Below are 19,257 nucleotides of genomic sequence, written 5' to 3' on the forward strand. Positions count from 1 at the left end.
ACTCCCCTCTACGGTTTGACTCTCCGATTCATCGCATGTTTTCTTAACTGCTGTTTGTCAATTATGCCAGCAGTCGAGTGCAACGTCTGGTCATCCTGGTGTCTTGACTGCATGCTCTCGATATGCCCAGCCTGCTCCGCTACGGTAGAATATTGGAAGAGATCTGCTATGCTGATATCTGCACATAATTGATCTTTAATGCGATTATGCAATTCCACTACAAGAATAGAATTCCCGCCCATATCAAAAAACGCCTGGTCTATTCCCACCTGATCCAATGACAGAACTTCTTCCCACAAGCAGGCAAGCTTCCGTTGCAGCTCGGTCTCAGGGACAGCAGTACTGTTTGACTCCAAGATCCCGTAGACAACGGGTGGAAGGGCCGTGCGGTCTATTTTGCCATTTGCGTTCAGTGGAATCTCTTCAACAGCTAGAAAAGCGGATGGAATCATATAATCTGGCAATTTGCCCTTCAGAAACATCCGAAGCGTCCCGGAATCCAATAGCTCTTGACCCTGCCAAATCACATAAGCCACAATTTTTTTGTCTTCATCGCGGCTGCCGTCTACCAGAATTACAGCATCCTTGATTCCGTTAAAAGCGAGGATTCTGGACCGGATTTCCCCGAGTTCAATCCGGAAGCCTCTAATTTTGACCTGTGAGTCCCGTCTTCCCAAATATTCGATATCTCCGTTCGGCAGATATCTTCCCATATCACCTGAACGATACAGGCGATTGCCAGATATCCCGCCTATGAAATCATTAATAAATCTCTCCGCGGTCAGTTCAGGGCGATTGAAGTATCCCTTGGATACCCCTGCGCCTCCGACATAGATTTCCCCGTGAACACCAGGCGGAACCAAATTCCGATAATCATCAAGCAGATAAATCTGCAAATCGGGAATTGGTTCTCCTATATAACTTCCGGTGGCGAATTCGGTATCAGCCATAACGACGGGTCTGTACGTAACATGGACTGTGGTTTCGGTAATTCCGTACATGTTGACCAATGCTGGTTCTTTGTCCCCATGACGCTCAAACCAAGGTCTCAGACTCTGGAGATCAAGCGCTTCTCCTCCAAAAATGACATACCTCAATGCCAATGGAAATTCTTGATGCAGGCTCTGGTCCACATTCATCAGCTGCTTGAATGCAGACGGGGTCTGATTCAGCACCGTAACGCCTTCCGAGCTCAACAGTCTGTAAAAAGCATGGGGCTCTCTGGTGACGTAGTAAGGAACAACAACAAGCTTGCCTCCGTACAATAAAGCCCCGAAAATTTCCCAAACCGAGAAGTCAAAGCTGAATGAATGGAAGAGTGTCCAAGTATCCCGTTCGTCAAAGTTGTACCACTGTTGGGTTGAAGTAAACAAGCGGACGGCATTCCGGTGGCTGACCATAACGCCCTTCGGCTTTCCGGTCGAGCCGGACGTATAAATAATATAAGCAGTGTTATCAGCAGTTACATCATGGTTAGACTCTGGCATCTCCGCCGGTTCCGGCACATTCCAATCTCCATCTGCATACAATATGTCCGTCTCGCCAGCTAGAATATGGGTAGCTAACCCCCGCTCGGTGATCATAACAACAGGTTGAATATCCTGTATGATCTCGGCAATCCGTTCCGGAGGGGCTTGATGATGAATGGGGACGTAAGTCCCTCCTGCTTTAAGAACAGCCAGAATGGCCACGATCATATCGAGCGAGGGCTGCACCATCAAGGGCACCTTCACTTCGGGTCCGACACCCTTCGCCTGTAAACAAGCAGCCAGAATGGAAGATTTCAGATTTAACTCACTGTAGGTAATCTCCTCCTGCCCGCACACTACCGCTGTTCTTGCCGGAAATTGCTCCGCCATCTTGTGAATCCGGCTATGCAATGTTTCTTCTTCCGTAGACTTCGCGGCAGGATAGTTCCAGACGTTCAGGATTTTCTCCCGTTCTTCCTTAGTAATTATGGGATAGGCACCTATCTCCAGTTCCGGTTTATCCAGCACCTCCGAGATGAGCTGAACATAATGAAGAGCCATGCGCTGAACGGTCTCTTCCTTGAACAATGCAGACTGGTAGTGAAACTGCCCTGACAGCGAGCCTTCGACTTCCTCCAGGTACAGGGAAAGCTCATACTGGGAAGCTTGTACTGGCACAGGAACGGGATGCAGGACTAGACTCCCTAATTGAATACTCGGTCTCTCTTCCGCATAAAGAAAGCGCCCCGACCGGTTCGAGGATGTCGGCTTCTCGTACGTCAAGGAAACCTGGAAGACAGGCGTCCGGTTGCCGTTACGTTGACCCTGCAGCTCCCGGACAATATTAAAGAAGGGAATATCTCCATGGGTCAGACCCTCCATAGAAACTTGCTTCACATAAGCAACCAATTCCGGAAAAGAGAGGCTGCTGTCAGCGTCAATCCGGAGCGGAAGCATATTGACTAAATACCCTATCGTGTCTTTGAACCTGGCACTGCTTCTGCCGGTTGTCGGCGATCCGATGATGATATCCTTTTGCCCCGAATATTTCTGGAGAAGCATGTAATAGAAAGCAAGCATAATTACATAAACTGTAGCTTCATGGGCCCCCGCTAGTCTTCTGATTCCATCTACCATCTTTGGACTCAGCTCGAAGGAGCAGGATTGGCCTCTGTAATCTGTATGATCTCCTCTTGGATAGTCCGTTGGAAGATCCATGCAGGGCAGTAAACCGTTCAATGTATCTTTCCAGTAATCCAAGGAATGGCGGCCTTCCTTGGATGCCAGCAGTCTCCCTTGCCATTTGGCAAACTCACTGTACAACACCCCGGAAGTGCCTGGAGCTGCCTTTCCATGCTCAACCAGACTTGTATAGATCAACCCGAGCTCGTTCAACAAAACACCCTGGCTCCAATAATCCATCGCTATGTGGTGTATGGATACCAGTAACCTGCCCTGTCCCTCCGCCTTTTCAAAAAAATCAACTCTCATTACTTTGCCGTTCTCCAAATCAAAGGGATGTTTGGATCGCTCGTGAACCAGCTGGTCAATCGTTTCTTCCTCCAGATCAAATACCTCATGCACCATCCAGAATTCTTCCCCGTTCATCACCTGCTGGACAACTTTGTAGGGGCCTCCGGTATTCTCTCGATATCCGGTGCGTAAGATAGGGTGCTTGTCCCGCAAAATGCGGAAAGATTCCCGCAAAAGGTCGATCCGGATCTGATTATCAATCAGTGAACAAAAGTTTAAGTGGTACGCACAAGAGTCTGGAGAGAGGCGATATTGTAAAAACAATCCTTCCTGCCCTTTGGAGACAGGAATAGAGTCTCCGGTTAGACCCAGTTTATCTCTCAATATAGCTTCAGCAAGCTGGAGTTTCTGTGTTCTTTCGAGGGTCTGTTCCATTTCTTCCTCCTTAATGTGCCATAGATTACCGCTGCAAGGCATCAAGAATCCGGTTAAGCTCTTCCTCTGAATAACTGTCCAGACGGTTGTAAACCGTCTCCATGTCCATCGTGTCCTGATCCAGTTCTTCTATCGTCGGGCTTGCCTCCATAACGGCAGATGCCCTGCTCTCTTCGATTATTCTGCCGGCAATAGTCTCTATAGTATTGCCCTCCAGATAATAGGTGATCGGAAGCTGTACCCCATATTTCTCCTCGACCAGGTGATGTAACTCAATGGCTGTAATGGAATCGGTACCGAGCAGATGGATCGGCATTCCGATGTCGATCGATTCAGTCTCACCGGGAAGTAACCTCTTGAAAGCTGCAGTCAAATCAGCAAGTACAGTATTCCGGAGCTCATTCACTGTTAGCTCATTCGTCAAACCGGTTGTAAATGGGGAGCGGGATTTACTCTCCCCCGTCATGTCGGTCAGATGCTCATAGATGTATACAGGGTTTAGTTTTTTTTCAACATAGAGCACTCTGCATTGACTTCTTTGGAGCTTGCCGGTGCGGGTAAGCGGAAGCGATTGAGGAGATACATAGAGCAGCTCCGCAATCCGAATTCCGTTGCGTACTTGAATATCCGCGACTGTCCGTTCGGACAGCCGGGATAACTCCCCCTTGTCCTGTAGTGCGGTTTCCACTATTACAATCAGGCGTTCACCCTCACTAGCATCAACCGAAAAAGCCGCACACTGCCCTATTGCCGTTGCCTGGCGGCGAACCCCCGCCTCAATATCATCCGGGTAGAAATTCTGCCCTTTGATGATTATTATTTCCTTCAGTCTTCCGGTCAGAAAGAGATTGCCGTCGATCTTGCAGGCCAAGTCCCCTGTCCTGAAGAATGGCCCCTCTCCTTCGGGCAAATACATACCGAAATCCAGCTTTGTTTGATCAGAATTGTTCCAGTATCTATCCGCCAGTCCGGGTCCCTTCACCCATACCTCGCCGGTCTCGCCCGATCCACACTCCCGCCCGCTGCTGCTGTCCACAATTACGGCATGATACCCTGCAACGACCTGACCACAATTATATATACCTGGAAGTGATTCAAGCCTAATCGGCTGTTCATTCAATGCGCTGATTGAGATAATGCCCGCCTCGGTCATTCCGTATCCTATGATCAGGCTAGTAGCCGCAAAGCCATGCCTGCTGAAAATGCGGGTGAAGCTATCCACTGTGGAGGGAAGAACCCGCTCCGAGCCGCTGAGAGAAATTCGTAGATGGCTCAAATCTAATCCTTCCGCCTGTTCCTGCGTATAAGCGCCAGCCGCCAATTTGTATACAAAATCAGGACCAAGAAATATGGTCGCTCTGCGCCGGGATAGCTCCGTTACCCATTCAAGAGGCGATTGTAAGACTCGGAGCATGGGCAGAAAAACAACCTGAAGACCAAAAGTTAATGAAATGAATACATTCAGCATCCCCATAATATGCTGCAACGGGCTGACACACACTGAACTGTCTGTATCCTGCAGCCGGAGACGGTCCTGAACGGACATCACATGACTGCTGAAGCTTTGATGTGTATGAACGACTCCCTTAGGCCTGCCAGTAGAACCGGATGTATACAGAATGAATGCCTCGGAGAGAGGGGATAGATCGGCTGGTATGTACTCAGCCTCTTCTGACAGACCGTCAGTCGTATATATGCTATAACCCGGCAAGCGCGCCTGAAGCATGGGCTGCATCTCGGATGTGGTCAACAGCAGGTTTGTCAGACAATCCGCGGAGAAAGCCTTGAGTTCCTCCACAAACGACGCGCCTTTGGTCAAATACATGGGAACCGCTATAACTCCTCCGAAAATGCAGCCAAGAAATGCAACTGTAAATTCAATGTTCGAGTTGAATAGGAGAAGTACTCTGCTCTTCGGCTGGCATCTCTGCTTGCGAAGAAGCGCAGCAACGCCTTCGGCTCGCGTAATCAATCCGGAATAAGTAATTCCACGTTCCCCTGTTTCGTCCATAGGAAGTTCTATCAATATCTCTTTATCCGGCCATCTTGACGCTGACTGCCTTATCATCTCAAAGATACTGTTCATTGGCTTCTCCCACCTTTTATCACATTTCTGTATTGTCCATTGCTATTTCGGTCCCCTGTTCCTGCCTTTGCCCCGTTCCTATGAAGAAGGAAAATAAGATGCCCAGCAGCAGACAGGCACTGCCGTATTTGAATGTATCACTGAACGAAGAGACCAATCCGGAATATAGCTCAGGCTGAATTCGCTCAGGCCACAGTTTCTTCACTTCGTCTTGCTGGGCCTGAAGAACGGCTTTGGTCATCTCCAATTTGTCCGGAGCCACACCGGCCAGCAATTTGGCCCCTCTCTCCTGCATCAAGCCGATAACGCTCTCCATCTGGGGAACTTCGCTACTGCTGGATACCTCGATCTCATTCACAGCACTAATCAATTCCTCTTGAGCGGCGGCGCTGAAGACTTTATCCGAATGGATAATGTCGATAATATCGGACTTTGCAGCCGCAATTTCACTACCAGTCGTCGTATTCAAAATAGTGACAATGATAGCTACACCAAGCACTGCCCCGATAGAGCGCGTCATATTCATAATTCCCGACGTAATACCAACCTTATCTTTAGGGACATTGCCGATGGCCGAATTCATTGTAGGCGCCAGCGCAAACCCCATACCCGCACCTGCGATAGCCAGTCTGTATATTACATCAAGCCGGTCAGACCCTGCAGTCAGGTCATTCATAAGGAACATCGACAGTGCGATGCAAGCCATGCCGGCAATGATAAGCCAGCGTTCCCCTACCCTTTTGAGCAGCAGACTGGTAATTACCGAGAAGAGGGCCGAGGCCAACGGCATAACAGATAGAGTCACACCAGCCTCAAGCTCGCTGAGCCCCATCAACCGAGTCATGAAAAAAGAAATAAGCAGCGATATTGTCATGATGCCCGCGCCTAATATAAGCAGCGTTAAGGAGGCGGCGTTAAAGGTGACATTCCTGAGGAGTGACAGGGGGATCATTGGCTTCTTTGTTGTAAGCTCAACCCAGACAAATAAAGCCATAAAGATCAAAAAGGCTAAAAACAAGCTCAAGATAAGCGGAGATGTCCAACCTTCGTCGTTGGCCTGAATAAGCGCATAGGTGATAGAGAACAGCGAGACGGACAATGCAGACATCCCCAGAAAGTCGAGTTGTTTGCCCGCAGTAGGATCATAGGATTCTTTGATGCAAAAGATCACTAAGAAGAGAGCGACAATGCCGATCGGTACGTTGATCAAGAATATCGACTGCCAGTTGAACTGATCGGATAAGAATCCTCCAAGCGTCGGTCCGCTGGCTGCTGCCAGCCCCGATACTACGGACCAAATGCCCAGCACCTTCCCCTGCTTGTCTTCCGGAGCCAAGTCCAGTGCGAGCGGTATGGATACCGGCAGAATAATTCCGCCGAATAAGCCTTGAAGCACGCGAAACAAGATAAGCATCTCAGAGGATGATGAGATAGCACATAGAAATGACATCAGTGTAAAGAAAAAGATACCGATCCCAAATATCCTCTTACGGCCAAACTGGTCGGCCAATCTTGAAGCTGTAATGATAAAAACAGCAAATGCCAAATTATACCCGTTGATTACCCAAGTTATGTTTTTCAGCGTAGTATTGTAGTAACTCATCATCTCGGGAAGGGTGATGTTAATGATCGTCGTATCCAGTAATGCCATGAAAAAACCAAAAATAACTGCCACAAATGCTAATTTGTTTTTTGTCCCGTTTATCATTATCCGATCTCCACTCCCAGATTTTTATAATTGACTAATTGTAATATTTTTCTTTAATCTCCTCCGGCATTTCTGGCTCATGTGCAATCCACCAGCATAACGTATTCACTCTCAGCACGACAAAAGCAACAGCCAATACACTGATTACTTTCCAAGGAATTCTTTTCATTTGGGCTAAATTCATGATCAGGTTCTCTCCCTAAGATTGCTTGATTTTGGTAACGCGGGTTCTCACATTATTTTAGTTGACTAGTTCTTCATCAAAATGATTACAAATTGAAAAATCAGCCAATGAATGCAAATCAATTTTCGGCATAAACTTACTGCCCATAATACTGCCTATTAGTTGGCTGTCATATTCATTACTGCACTGATTTAAGTAAGGAGTGTACACCTTGTTAATAGACCTGTAATATAGCTTCTCACTCTTGTTCAGGTTAGTCGGGGCCTCGTCAATGAACTCATAGTGATTAAAGTGTAAAGAGCGCAGCAATGAGCTATGCAAATAGCGGTTATTAATAGATTCTGGATAAACAATATTAACGTAAGGGATATCCTGCTGAAAAAATGCCAGAACTGATTTGGCTACAAAATCCACAGGCACTATGTTGACCTTTGAGTCGGGGGAAATGTGAATTCTTACACTTTCTGTACTACCCTGATTTTGTAAATTCCAAAAGAACTTTGTCCAGCCGTAAAACACATCAAACTTGGAGATGTAATACAGCGGTGCATCAATAAGTCTTCCGCAGACCACGCTTGGCCTCAAAATCTGATACTTGATATTTTTTTCGGTGCAATAGCTCTGAATGAATTTTTCGGTCAGATTTTTGCATTTCTCATAATGATTTCTGTAACTATTATCTTGATAAAAAGTGAAGTTATCTCCGATTACTCCATCCACAATGCCACACGAAAATGCAGTGCTCATATACACCAATTTACTGTTAAACTGTTCTATGGCATGAATTAGATTTATTGTTCCCAGCCAATTAGTATGATGGACCTCTTGTTCAGCCGCAGCAGTATTAAAAAGATTAACAGATCCTGCATTATGTATAACGAACAACTGCTCGTCTCTGGGGATTAGCGAATACAACTGCTGCCCAAGATCAGAATCTTCTAAATTGCCATCAATGGCGGTGATATTTTCCGCTAATTCCTGGTAGCCATACTTTTTGAGATACTCGGGAAGATACTCATGAGTCAATAAATGCTCAACTCTTGCGGCTGCCGAGAGACCCCTTTTTCCCCGTAATAGAATATATATTTTATTTCTCCATGAAGTTTCCATAGCCACTTTCAGAAACTCGTATAACACGTGTCTCCCAATAAAACCTGTGACGCCGGTAATGAGAACATTGCCTTGAAGCTTAGAGGGTATCATAGAATCTCCTGAAGTATTCATATATTCCCCTCCTTGTCCTCTAGCAAACTATGAATTCCGGGAACCTCGCTTTGCTGTTCTTCAGAACTATAAACCGGACGAGACACATCCATGTTACAACCTCCCATAATATATTTTTGTATAGTTATCTATACAACGTTATTAATTTCACAAACATAAACAATATGTACTTTATTTTCATTAATCGTCCCGGAATCTTACGCATTAGCCTGGCTCATTTGCCACTTGCTGTTTGCAGCAGGCTTTGATCTCCACAAAACCGGATAATTGCGAAACCGTTAAGCCCAGCAGGCTTGCCAACAAGATTGGATTAGTATTTTGCAGGAAAATTAATAAGCCATATGCGAAAATCAGAAGACTATTAATTAAAGTACCTATTAGTTGTATTTTCTTCTGTTTTGACCTTGGAATTGAAGATATTAGAGACCAGAGTATCAGCAGTAACGCGGCTCCCCAAATGATCCTGTATAGAATAAGTTGATGTTGAAAGAAATGTATGGCTAACATACATAATAAAAAGGTACCTACAGATATGAAATAGCATTGTAAAAATGTTCCCGCATGTCTTCCGCCCCTCATACTTCTTATTAAGAAGACCGTCCCTACCCAGGCTAGAGCTTCTACAAAACTCCCCAGAATAACAGATAAAATTATCATCGTACTGAAAATAAGCATGGATTCGATCATGGCCTGTAATCCGTAACGGATTATCGCCAGCTCCTTCTGCATGATTACTTTATGATGGACCATCCTCTCACCCGCAATATTTAATAACATCTCTATCATTTTTTTCCATCCCCTTGTAAATAATATAGGATAATTATTCCTTCAAAGGAACACTTTATATGCGAACCGCATTAAATTCTATGCGAAATGCATTTTTATGTATTAATTTTTAGAACTAGCCTTGTGTTGATCTATAGGCCAAATTTGCTATACTTTAAATATATGGAATGAATGGGAGAGAAGAACTAATGCTGTACGGTGGAATATGTGACGATGAAAGCGAAGTTTACGAAGAATTAAGTCAGTTTTTCACACATTTTGAGAGGGATTTTAATTGTAAATTCAGTTTAACTTATTTTTCTTCAGGAGAAGAACTGCTGGAACATTATCAAAGCAAAAAGCCTCCTCATTTACATTTTCTCTTTCTTGACATTGAAATGTCAGGTATAAACGGCCTGGAAACGGCAAAACAAATCCGTTCCTTCCCTAATAAAGAAGTCGCCATCCTATTTTTAAGCAGCTACCCGGAATATGTCATGGAAAGCTTTGAAGTATTTACATTCCAGTATTTACTAAAACCACTGGTGTATAGTACTTTTGAATCAAAAATGAGACGGCTCTATGACCATCTAAATTCTGCCGTAAAATATTCAATCATTTTGAAAGAGGAGCAAGGAGAGAATATTATACCATTGTCAGAAGTTATATCTATTTTGAAAGTAAAGCATTCTTTGGCACAGAATAAGTTGAATATTATCACTACAGATGGAAATTTTTCTGTTACAGGAACTATATCATCCTATTCCGTGAAATTAGGCGCGCCCTTCCTGCGCATTTATAGATCAATTATTGTAAATATGGATTATATCCGAAAGTTTACTGTTCATTCCGTTGTGCTGAGCAACGATCAGGAATTACCTATAAGCAGAGCTCACAGTAAGCAAATCAAAGATTCCTATACACAATATATGGCAGGAAAATATATTCCATGAAAATAACCCTGCTATTTTTTCTAGGAACGACTCTCATACAGCTTGTTCTACTAAATCGCTATTTTTTTGCTTTGCTCGGTTCTTCTCAACAAAATAAACTGCAAATTACTTTCCATTATCTGCTGAGCGGAATTATCATTTATTCATCTTCAATCTCTTTTTTTCCTGTGGTCATAACAGGTTTATTATCAATGTGTAGTGCATTTATCATCTCTAAGTGCTACCCTGCCCGGGTAGAATCGAAATTGATTTTTTCAATTGTATACGTCATTCTGGGTTTCATAGCGGAAACATTGTCATATGGACTCATTTTGCAATTTCATCTGACATCCGATGCTGTAGACTTAAGCAAAGAACAAACACGGTTACTCATTTTATTGCTATCCTCACTTATTTTTTTCTTGTTCATTGTATTTATCAAATTATTTAAAAGACAAAGGGACTACAAGCTGAACACCTGGTACTATCTTGTACTGATCATCATCAATATCGTTAGTCTTTTTATTTTAAATACGCTTTTCTTCTATGCACAAGAAAATAACATGTATATTTATTCAGCAATTGCTGTCCTATTAATCAATGTTACTATTATCTATTTATTTGATGAATTAATTGAAAACTTCCAGATGAAAGATGAGCTGCAAAGATTACATAAACAGACTGATTATCAAAATGCCAGCTATCAGAAAGTCTCAAACTCCTTTCAAATGACTAAACAAATTATCCATGATACGAATAAGCACTTTATATATATCCGTGCCTGCATTCAAGCAGGGGAAAGGGAAAAGGCACTTGGCCATATTAGCCAAACTATGCAAGCGATGAGGAATTCTTATTTCGCGATAGCTTCAGGTAACCTGGTCATTGATTCTTTGCTAAATAATGCAATAAATATTTCTAATGAGAGAAATATACGAATAACGCATCATATAAGTATAGAGAATCTGGACAAGATAGATCCTTTTGACCTGTGCATAGTAATCGGTAATATCTTGGATAATGCAGTCGAAGCGGCTCAACTTCTTCCTACACCAGCAGAACGGTTTATATTAATTCGAATCTTCACACAGTATCAAATGCTAACCATTTATTCCGAAAATTCATACACGCCGAACAACAAAAGGAGAATAAAGAAGAATAATGAGCTACATGGAGTAGGCCTGCTCAATATCCGGCAGATCACTGAAAGATATGGAGGTCATCTTACTGTAACGGCAAGAGAAACATTCAAAACTATTGTTGTCCTTCCAATAAATCGGGAAGCCTAATTTCATAAACCCTTATATATTTCAAGACCGTGGCTGCGTGGGTTCCATGCGGTCTTTTTTACAATTTCCACAGCTTTTCCGTTATGGTACAGTATCTGTAAACCGCCTTCGATATAGTCGGCTCCACTGATCATCTGCTTCACCATCGCTGGTGTGGCGGGCGTCTCGTTGCCCTGAAGCTAACGCCTCCACTCTGCTCTGTTCGAGTGCTTCAACTTTCATCTTTCTCATCCTTTCCCTTTCAGCATTTCCTTTCTAAAATAAAAAAATATTCATTTCCCGCAAAGGATAAAATAACACTATGAAACATTCACTGATTGCTGCCATTACCAAAAGCCCGCTCCGCACTTCGTTATACCACTTCACCCGCGCCAAGAATTTGCCCGCAATGGCTACACTTGACGCATTGTACGCCTCATCCGTATTATGTCCAGCGCATGCAGCCGGAGTACGCCGGACTACAGCCCTCCAGGTACAATACGCCGGGCAGCCGGTTATCCTGAATTCCCATCTGCGCATCACACCTGAAGCAATGGACCCGGACACAACCCCTGAGGAATTCCGTCTCTGCCTTGACCGCCATGTCTTCTTGTGGCCGACCTGGCGGGATTGCCTGGCCATGGCGGCGATGTACTCCCGCAGAGAGCCCGGCGAAGTTTTTGCCATCCTGAAATTCGACGCCTGCGAGCTGCTCGCCGGACAGTTTGATCGGATCAAGCTGTCCAAATATGATTCTGGCAGCTCGCCCAGATTCCCGCACCGGATGTCCTACCGCAAAAGCTGCGGGATGCTGCTGCCCATTGCTGAGTTCATGTCAACAGCCGGGCCGGCGATACCCACCAAACCTTCGGAAATCAAGGAAGTGCTGGTCGAAGGACAAATATCACCGCTCAGCCGGTATTTGCAGACGGTCTATTGTTCGGAGCCGCAGCTGGTTCCTGAGATCTGGCAGCCTGTATGTCAACCGCTGGCTCTGACGGCACATTAATTGCCGCTAGCCTTGTAACTTATGTCGCATCGTGATATAGTCACGTTATGACATAGTCACGGCAAGACATATTATATTAAAGGCCATGAGTTATGCACAATGAACTGGCGAAGCAGGTGATCGTGTTGTCCACAATGGATAAAGTGCTGAAAAAGTACGTGCCGATGACAGAGACGGCCTTCTATATTCTGTTGTCCTTAACCATCCCACGCCACGGATATGGAATCATCAAGCATGTGGATGAGCTGTCTGAGGGCCGGCTTAGACTGGGTTCCGGTACGGTATATGGAACTTTGACGAAGATGAACAAAGATGGACTGATCGTTGTATTCGCCGATGAAGAGAGAAAAACGGTGTACGAGGTATCAGACCTGGGGAAAGCAGTAATGCGCGCAGAAATCAGCAGATTAAAGGAACTTCACCGTAATGCCATTACCAGTGAGGAGGAATTTGTATGAAAAGGGTATTTAGGCCCTTCTGGAGCTACGACCTGCCCAAATCAGAAGCCTGGCTGGCCGATATGGCTAGCCGGGGATGGATGCTGGCGGAGTGGAATCTGCTGCTGCGGCAGTTTACGTTCCGGCAGTCTGAGCCGGTTCAGCTTACTTATCAGATCGGTTATGCTCCATCCTCCCAGCCTTCCATGTCTTCCTATCTTGCTGCTGAAGGCTGGAGCAAGCGCCTGCAGCAAGGCAAGTGGACTGTCTACGAGAATGATCAGCAGCCGTCACAGATTAAGGCCTACCCTTCCCGCAAGGATGTCTTGAGGCGAAACCGCAAAATCTCATATATTTTTATGGGAATACTTCTTTATTTGCTGCTCATTGCAATGATTCCGCTGATTACTCTAGGCTTCTCTTTGACCCAGGATACTCCACTTCAGGTACAGCAAAGCCCTATGTGGGCGGTTACCTGGGCCGCAGCAGCCTTGGCTGTGCTCCTGCTCGTACTTGCAATCTATTCGATTATTAAGCTCCGGGCAGCCAGCAAGGGGTTACTTTTGAATCATGAGGACTTCAAGAAGCCTCATGAACCGCAGAGGCCGGCGGGCGTTACAATGAAGAGGTTGAAGTTAGGCTGGATGTACGCTCCTGACCGGCTGGAGGAATGGCTGGAGGATAAGGAACGGCTGGGCTGGAATCTGTATAAAGTCGGCCCGGGAGGCACCCTGTTCCATTTCAGCCAAGGCAGTCCACGTATAATGAAGTATCACGCCGACTATCAGGTCATTGGCGATGAAGAATATTTCGAGCTGCACCGGCAGGCAGGCTGGGATAAGGTTTATAGCTCATCCTCTTCTCTGCAGAAATGGACCCTCTGGAGCCGGGAGGAGCTCGATCGTGCTGAACAACCGGAAATCTACAGTGACCCGTATCACCGCTTGAAGCATGCCCGTAAAATTGCCATCAGCTATACAGCATTGTTTCTTCCGATGATTCTGCTCTACAGCCTGAATGTGACGGCATTTATTGACGGCATACTGCAAGACGGAGTCACCGCTTCCCGGGCATGGAATACTTCACTTATGTTCCTCTGTATCCTTCTCTTCGGCTCGTTCGCAGGAAGAACCTGGCTGTATTACCGGCGGCTTAAGAAGCTGTAGGTATTGCACCGCAACAAAAGGCGTATACCGGAAGTCATACTCCAAACGGAGCAGCTTCAAGGATACGCCTTAAGCATATGCTTACCATATTTCAGAAAAATTGCGGATATTGCTTGGACATCACCTGTACCCGGTCCAGCAATGTATTAGAATGTTCCATCACAATCTTGCGCATTCCCTCCACATCACGCTTGCGGGTGGCCGCTACCATCTTCACATGTTTATCAATATCGGATGGCTGCACGCCCTCCATCTTGCCGTACAGCAGACGGATCCTGTTATAATGCGAGGCAACCTCTTCAATTGTAAACCAGGATAGCTCTTCGCCCGCCGTCTGAAAGATCAGCTGGTGAAAACGATTGTCTTTGAAATAAAATTCCCGGAAATATTTCTTATCCATATATTTCTTCTGTTTGTTAATCAGTTCCTGCATCGTATCTGCTACAAGCTCACTGCATTTGCGGATGAATTCATCAATCACGGCAGATTCAAGCGATGTGCGGATGAACCATTCCTCGCGGACCCGCTGCAGATCAATTTTGGAGACTACTGTTTTGCGCTGAGGATATATTTCCACCAGTCCAGACTGTTGAAGGCGGACTACTGCTTCCCGTACCGGTGTCCGGCTTACGCCATAGCGTTCAGAGAGCTTCTGCACACTGACATCCATTCCCGGCTCCAACGTCATATTCATGATGTCTTCTCTTATTTTATTGTAAGTTACATCATTTAGTGAATTACTGTTATTAATAATCTTCAACGGGTTCCCTACACCTTCCTGAACTCACTCCTAGTACATCACGATATATTTTCTCCGCACTGGCAGCATCATAGCTGTAATACAACAGAACATCCAGAATAAACGGCGCGTAGCTGAGTCTATTCAGTTCCTGTGTAAAGGCCATGGCTCCCACTTCACTCAAGGTGCGTATTGTAGAATAATTCTTGAACCCAAGCAGGTTCCATAACAGAATTTTCTCAGTCCGGGTGTATATTTCCTGTGCAAACTGGTCTTCTACAAAATGAAAAATTTCGTGGCCAAGGATAGTATTCATTATACCAGCTTGCTGAAAAAGTTCAACTAGCCCCGGCTCCTCCTCCCGGACCAGCTCCACCGCCCTGCGCACGGGCTCTTCCATAATTTCGATGGTGTACGGTGGGGTATAGCAGGCAAAAAGCACACGTTTCCCTGTCATAAGCGCACTTTGAAATTCTAGCTTTAGCTTCAATTTGTCCGCGATCACGCTAACATCACGGGTTCCATATTCAAGGATGATGCGCTGTGCGTATGCTTTGCCGCAGGCTGCAGCTCTCTCAATCATCTCTGTCTTGGTTTCAGGCAGAATGCGCCGGTTCAGAATGTCCCTGGAAAAAGCGTACAGCCCCCAAGCCTCATCCTCTACCTGCAGCAAATCACGCATCATTACACCCAGCTTCATCTGCACCTGCATGCTGCCCCCATTCTTCATTCCTTCATTAATATCGCTATGAATGGCCTCAATAGATTAGCGTTAGCTCTGCTTGACATTGGCAGCGACAACGATAACCTCCGTATCCGGCTCAAACGTGGAAATTTCGATATCCATAAGCAGCTCCAGCTGTTCGAAATCGGAGGCGGTAAAGTCCATCACCCGGGCACCGATACACAGATAGAAGTCCGGCCGGGCAATCAGTTCAGTCTGGTAGACAGCCATAGCCTCCCAGAGCTTTTTGACGGCATTCAGGTAATCTCCGGCAGTTGTCTTGAGGGCCATCGCCCGGCCTCGTTGCACCTTAATGAACCCTTTGGTGTCTAAGATGCGCACTGCACCCGCTTCACCGGCCTTGTCAACCTTTTCGCCGAAAATGCTGACATACCTCGTTTTCTCAAGCAGTTGTGTCCGGTCGATGGAAATACGCATATCCTTCGCGGCCAGCTCGCGGAGCTCCGCTTCATCACATTCCTTCAGCAGCTCGGTCGTCTTCACCTCCGTGGAACCCGTAGCAATCGCGGTGACCTTGGAGGTCTGCGGATCGATATCAATGTGGATCTCAATGCTTTCCGGTGTGGCACCGCTTTGAATCGCCTTGTTCATCGCTTCCATTTTGAGTGCGGCAATCACTTCTTTGGAAGGTGACGGAATGATCCGCTCAACAACGTCCCGAACCATCGACAGGGCAACACCAATGGACGAGATCACCTCAGCATTCTCAGGAATACTGTATTTCAGGCCCATTTTCTCTGAGAAATAGACGATCAGCGAAGCGGCTCCCCCGCCAACTCCCACCAGGGAGATCTGGTCTTTCTCCAGTTTGTATTTCTCGGCCAGCGACAGAATGATCGGTTCGATCTTCGCATACGCTTTTTCCATAATCTGCTTCGCAATATCTTCGGCCGTGGTTCCGCAATAATCGGCTAAGGCCTGCATCCCCTGTCTGGCGGCTTCCACATTCCCGTAGGAGAAATGCTCCGGCTTCACAAGGCCCAGCACGTTCGCAGCACAGGAATTCGTGATCGTCACACGCTCCCCGTTCTCCAGACGGATGGCTACATAATCTGCCGGATCACCCGGTTTGGGCGAGAAAAATTCCACCTTGGCGCCCTTAATCTTGTCCGGATCGGTAAAGACCGAATAATCCAGGCCGCCGATATGTGCCGATCTGGGCCCGACATCCACTACTCCGCTTTTGTTCGCCCGGATCATGGAGCCGCCAGCAACACCGAGTACGCGCACATCCAGTGAATTGACATAGGTAGGGTGACCGCCGACGATTGAATAGTCAATGGCCGGACGGCCATTTTTGATAACCCCAATATTGGTTGTGGTTCCGCCCACCTCGAAATACACACCGTTAGAGGCTCTCAGATACATCAAAGACCCCATGACTGAGGCAGCCGGACCCGATAGCATCGTAAGCACAGGACGTTTCTTCATTTCGCTGATTTCCATAACCCCGCCGTCGCCTCTCATGATCATCAGAGGTACATGGACGCCGGCTTCCCTTACGGACTGTTCAGTTGAATTGGCGGTGTCCAGCATCTTGGGCAGAATGCTTGCATTGATTGCTGCTGTTCTCGTTCTGCGGGTGAGCCCGTACAATTTGGTGATATCGGATGCCATGGTGGTCGGAATGCCTTTTTTCTCAGCTTCTATATAGACGAGCTCTTCAGGTCTGCCATTATCTACGCCAAAAGCCATGGAAGGCACAATCACCTGTGCTCCCTGACGCTTAAGATCATCGATGACCTGCAGCAAGGAGGCTTCGGACATTTTCTTAATGTTAATGAAGCTATTGTAGATTTTGATCTCTTTGCTGTTGCCCAGATCGATGTTCTGCAGTTTGGTCTGACGTTTGGCCAGCCAGCCTTCAAGGCCGCCCTTAGCCATGCCAATGATGCCAACCTGTGCGATATCACCTTCAATCAGCGCATTGGTTGCCTGCGTCGTGCTGTGTGCAACGAAGACTACATCTTCCGGCTTGATGTTATTTTCTTTCAGACAATTCTGAAAACATTTCACAACACCGGCGGCTACACCTCTCTCATGATCATGCGTAGTCTTGACGGACGATTTCCCGATAATTTCATGTGTTTCATTGTCGATGGCAACTGCTTTTGTATGTGTTCCACCGACGTCGATCCCCATTCTAACCATTTTACCCATATGATTTCTCCGTTTCTCTTCATTAAATTGTACTGAAGGCTAATAACCGGCTCCTGGCTGACAGGGACGCAGCAGCCGGTTCATTTGGACATAAGCGGTGCTACACCAAATTTCCGTACATGAAGAATACAATCGCGCACAGAATAATCCCGATAATCCAGCCTGTAGGAATGGACATCTTCATATATTCCTTGGCCGGAACCTTCGTATATCCGAAGCCCCAGGCTACCCAGGATTGGGTAACGTCCAAATGCTGCGGAGCTACTGTAGTGATGGCGAACAAAGGATACAGAAACTGTACAGGCCAAGCTGCGGTAGCCACAACTACTGCCAGAATGGCCGATCCGGAACCGACCAGGTTCATCGGGCCGCGGAAGAAGCCAAGCGGTGTCAGGATGGCGAATACGATACAGAGCAATAACGCCGTCTGAGGCATTGCACCATCAAGCAAGGTTTTGAAGTAAGGAGAAGCATAGGTTGCAGCATTATTGAACATGGACAGTGTGAGCAAGAATCCGATCATCGGCGCCACATCGATAGCCCCGTCTGCGAATTGCTTCGACAGCATTCTGCAAACGCTTGCAAATCCACCCTTTAACTTGCCGCAAGTCAGTAAAGCGAACAGACCGGCAACGATAAATCCGAAGATAATCGGGAGTTTGAACACCACTACACCGATTACCGGCAGAATGATGGAAATCCAGGAGATTGCAGGGGCATCAACCGTAGCTCCGGCATCCGGAGTGGCTGCCCAGGCACGGGAAACCTTCTTGTTCATGGACAGGTTAGATACCACCAGAACAACAATCAGGGAGACAGCCATCGCAATCATGCCGAATTTGAAGTATGTATTGTAGTCGTAGCTGGCATAACTTTCATTGGCTGTAGCAAAAATAGCCTGATACTGCTTGAAGTTAACAATGTTCCCGAAGATACCCGCCATAATTGAGCCCATGAAGGAGAACAAGGCAATCGGTGAAGGTATTCCCAGTGACAGCATGATCGGCAAGACGATTACGGCGATGGAGATTACCGGACCGATACCCGTCATAGAGGTGAAGATTACCGCAGTAACAATACATAAGAGCGACATCGTAATTCTTGGTTTGTCTCCGCCAAGCTCTACCACCTTACGGATCAGCGTTGCAGCAATCCCTGTGTCAATCAAGACTCTGCCGAAGAAGGCGCCGAAGAAGATATTAACCAGAATCGCTTTACCGTAGTTCTCCGGACCCGTCTGGAAGACGTTCGTCAGGACGTCAATAAATGTCTTACCCTCCATAACGGAGGTTGGATGAATGGAATTGCCGATCAGGGCAATTGATGTCCACAGGACCGACATGACGAAGAAGCCCACCATGAGGTTATACCCCTTAACGCAGTACCACACCAATCCAAAAAATGATAAGACCATAATGAAACCGATTACAACATTAGCCACATCCACAAAATAACCT

At 46.3% G+C, this 19,257-nt stretch carries 15 protein-coding genes; 5 read left to right on the plus strand and 10 right to left on the minus strand.

The window, feature by feature from the left end; all coding sequences use genetic code 11:
* Positions 1–8: 8 nt before the first annotated feature.
* The 6 genes from MKX70_RS27220 to MKX70_RS27245 form a co-directional block, all read right to left on the minus strand.
* On the minus strand, positions 9–3,377 hold the full coding sequence (locus tag MKX70_RS27220; protein ID WP_340841262.1) for a non-ribosomal peptide synthetase: 3,369 nt from the start codon (positions 3,375–3,377) through the stop codon (positions 9–11).
* Between the two features lie 25 nt (positions 3,378–3,402).
* The gene (locus MKX70_RS27225; protein ID WP_340841263.1) at positions 3,403–5,463 is read right to left on the minus strand and encodes a non-ribosomal peptide synthetase; all 2,061 of its coding nucleotides are present in this window, start codon (positions 5,461–5,463) and stop codon (positions 3,403–3,405) included.
* Positions 5,464–5,482: 19 nt separating this feature from the next.
* Entirely contained in the window at positions 5,483–7,171 is a 1,689-nt protein-coding gene (locus MKX70_RS27230) for a DHA2 family efflux MFS transporter permease subunit (protein ID WP_042235094.1), read from the minus strand.
* A 34-nt stretch (positions 7,172–7,205) separates the two neighbouring features.
* Positions 7,206–7,355 (minus strand): cyclic lactone autoinducer peptide, encoded by a 150-nt coding sequence (locus MKX70_RS27235; RefSeq protein ID WP_081956472.1) that lies wholly within the window; start codon positions 7,353–7,355, stop codon positions 7,206–7,208.
* 57 nt (positions 7,356–7,412) lie between these two features.
* Entirely contained in the window at positions 7,413–8,579 is a 1,167-nt protein-coding gene (locus tag MKX70_RS27240) for an SDR family oxidoreductase (protein ID WP_340841264.1), read from the minus strand.
* A 204-nt stretch (positions 8,580–8,783) separates the two neighbouring features.
* Positions 8,784–9,365: an accessory gene regulator B family protein gene (locus MKX70_RS27245; protein WP_340841265.1), complete on the minus strand. Its 582-nt coding sequence runs from the start codon at positions 9,363–9,365 to the stop codon at positions 8,784–8,786.
* 188 nt (positions 9,366–9,553) lie between these two features.
* Here MKX70_RS27245 and MKX70_RS27250 point away from each other — a divergent pair, with 188 nt between their 5' ends.
* The 5 genes from MKX70_RS27250 (at position 9,554) to MKX70_RS27270 (ending at position 14,156) form a co-directional block, all read left to right on the plus strand.
* Positions 9,554–10,297 (plus strand): LytR/AlgR family response regulator transcription factor, encoded by a 744-nt coding sequence (locus tag MKX70_RS27250; RefSeq protein ID WP_052416241.1) that lies wholly within the window; start codon positions 9,554–9,556, stop codon positions 10,295–10,297.
* Positions 10,294–11,565 (plus strand): sensor histidine kinase, encoded by a 1,272-nt coding sequence (locus tag MKX70_RS27255; RefSeq protein WP_042235088.1) that lies wholly within the window; start codon positions 10,294–10,296, stop codon positions 11,563–11,565. Before MKX70_RS27250 ends, MKX70_RS27255 begins: the two co-directional genes overlap by 4 nt.
* A 301-nt stretch (positions 11,566–11,866) precedes the next feature.
* On the plus strand, positions 11,867–12,553 hold the full coding sequence (locus tag MKX70_RS27260) for a DUF7002 family protein (RefSeq protein WP_340841266.1): 687 nt from the start codon (positions 11,867–11,869) through the stop codon (positions 12,551–12,553).
* Between the two features lie 92 nt (positions 12,554–12,645).
* The gene (locus tag MKX70_RS27265; RefSeq protein ID WP_231575337.1) at positions 12,646–13,011 is read left to right on the plus strand and encodes a PadR family transcriptional regulator; all 366 of its coding nucleotides are present in this window, start codon (positions 12,646–12,648) and stop codon (positions 13,009–13,011) included.
* The gene (locus tag MKX70_RS27270; RefSeq protein ID WP_340841267.1) at positions 13,008–14,156 is read left to right on the plus strand and encodes a DUF2812 domain-containing protein; all 1,149 of its coding nucleotides are present in this window, start codon (positions 13,008–13,010) and stop codon (positions 14,154–14,156) included. The genes MKX70_RS27265 and MKX70_RS27270 overlap by 4 nt, the downstream gene beginning before the upstream one ends.
* Before the next feature lie 91 nt (positions 14,157–14,247).
* On the opposite strand, the gene MKX70_RS27275 is transcribed toward MKX70_RS27270, so the two are convergent.
* From MKX70_RS27275 to MKX70_RS27290, 4 genes are all read right to left on the minus strand, one after another.
* On the minus strand, positions 14,248–14,916 hold the full coding sequence (locus MKX70_RS27275; RefSeq protein WP_269322099.1) for a GntR family transcriptional regulator: 669 nt from the start codon (positions 14,914–14,916) through the stop codon (positions 14,248–14,250).
* Positions 14,903–15,595 carry a hypothetical protein gene (locus MKX70_RS27280; RefSeq protein WP_445323720.1) on the minus strand — a complete coding sequence of 231 codons (693 nt, stop codon included), beginning with the start codon at positions 15,593–15,595 and terminating at the stop codon, positions 14,903–14,905. Before MKX70_RS27280 ends, MKX70_RS27275 begins: the two co-directional genes overlap by 14 nt.
* A 72-nt stretch (positions 15,596–15,667) precedes the next feature.
* A complete protein-coding gene (locus MKX70_RS27285) occupies positions 15,668–17,800 on the minus strand; it encodes a hydantoinase/oxoprolinase family protein (protein ID WP_340841269.1) in 2,133 nt (710 codons plus the stop codon).
* Between the two features lie 100 nt (positions 17,801–17,900).
* On the minus strand, positions 17,901–19,247 hold the full coding sequence (locus tag MKX70_RS27290; protein ID WP_081956470.1) for a citrate transporter: 1,347 nt from the start codon (positions 19,245–19,247) through the stop codon (positions 17,901–17,903).
* Positions 19,248–19,257 lie beyond the last annotated feature (10 nt).

Source organism: Paenibacillus sp. FSL R7-0312, assembly GCF_038004445.1.
Lineage (GTDB): Bacteria > Bacillota > Bacilli > Paenibacillales > Paenibacillaceae > Paenibacillus_AQ.

Bases quoted from the DNA above. Each gene is read 5' to 3' on its own strand.
- MKX70_RS27220 (WP_340841262.1), bottom strand. From the start codon at position 3,377: ATGGAACAGACCCTCGAAAGAACACAGAAACTCCAGCTTGCTGAAGCT.
- MKX70_RS27225 (WP_340841263.1), bottom strand. From the start codon at position 5,463: ATGAACAGTATCTTTGAGATGATAAGGCAGTCAGCGTCAAGATGGCCG.
- MKX70_RS27230 (WP_042235094.1), bottom strand. From the start codon at position 7,171: ATGATAAACGGGACAAAAAACAAATTAGCATTTGTGGCAGTTATTTTT.
- MKX70_RS27235 (WP_081956472.1), bottom strand. From the start codon at position 7,355: ATGAATTTAGCCCAAATGAAAAGAATTCCTTGGAAAGTAATCAGTGTA.
- MKX70_RS27240 (WP_340841264.1), bottom strand. From the start codon at position 8,579: ATGAATACTTCAGGAGATTCTATGATACCCTCTAAGCTTCAAGGCAAT.
- MKX70_RS27245 (WP_340841265.1), bottom strand. From the start codon at position 9,365: ATGATAGAGATGTTATTAAATATTGCGGGTGAGAGGATGGTCCATCAT.
- MKX70_RS27250 (WP_052416241.1), top strand. From the start codon at position 9,554: ATGCTGTACGGTGGAATATGTGACGATGAAAGCGAAGTTTACGAAGAA.
- MKX70_RS27255 (WP_042235088.1), top strand. From the start codon at position 10,294: ATGAAAATAACCCTGCTATTTTTTCTAGGAACGACTCTCATACAGCTT.
- MKX70_RS27260 (WP_340841266.1), top strand. From the start codon at position 11,867: ATGAAACATTCACTGATTGCTGCCATTACCAAAAGCCCGCTCCGCACT.
- MKX70_RS27265 (WP_231575337.1), top strand. From the start codon at position 12,646: ATGCACAATGAACTGGCGAAGCAGGTGATCGTGTTGTCCACAATGGAT.
- MKX70_RS27270 (WP_340841267.1), top strand. From the start codon at position 13,008: ATGAAAAGGGTATTTAGGCCCTTCTGGAGCTACGACCTGCCCAAATCA.
- MKX70_RS27280 (WP_445323720.1), bottom strand. From the start codon at position 15,595: ATGAAGCTGGGTGTAATGATGCGTGATTTGCTGCAGGTAGAGGATGAG.
- MKX70_RS27285 (WP_340841269.1), bottom strand. From the start codon at position 17,800: ATGGGTAAAATGGTTAGAATGGGGATCGACGTCGGTGGAACACATACA.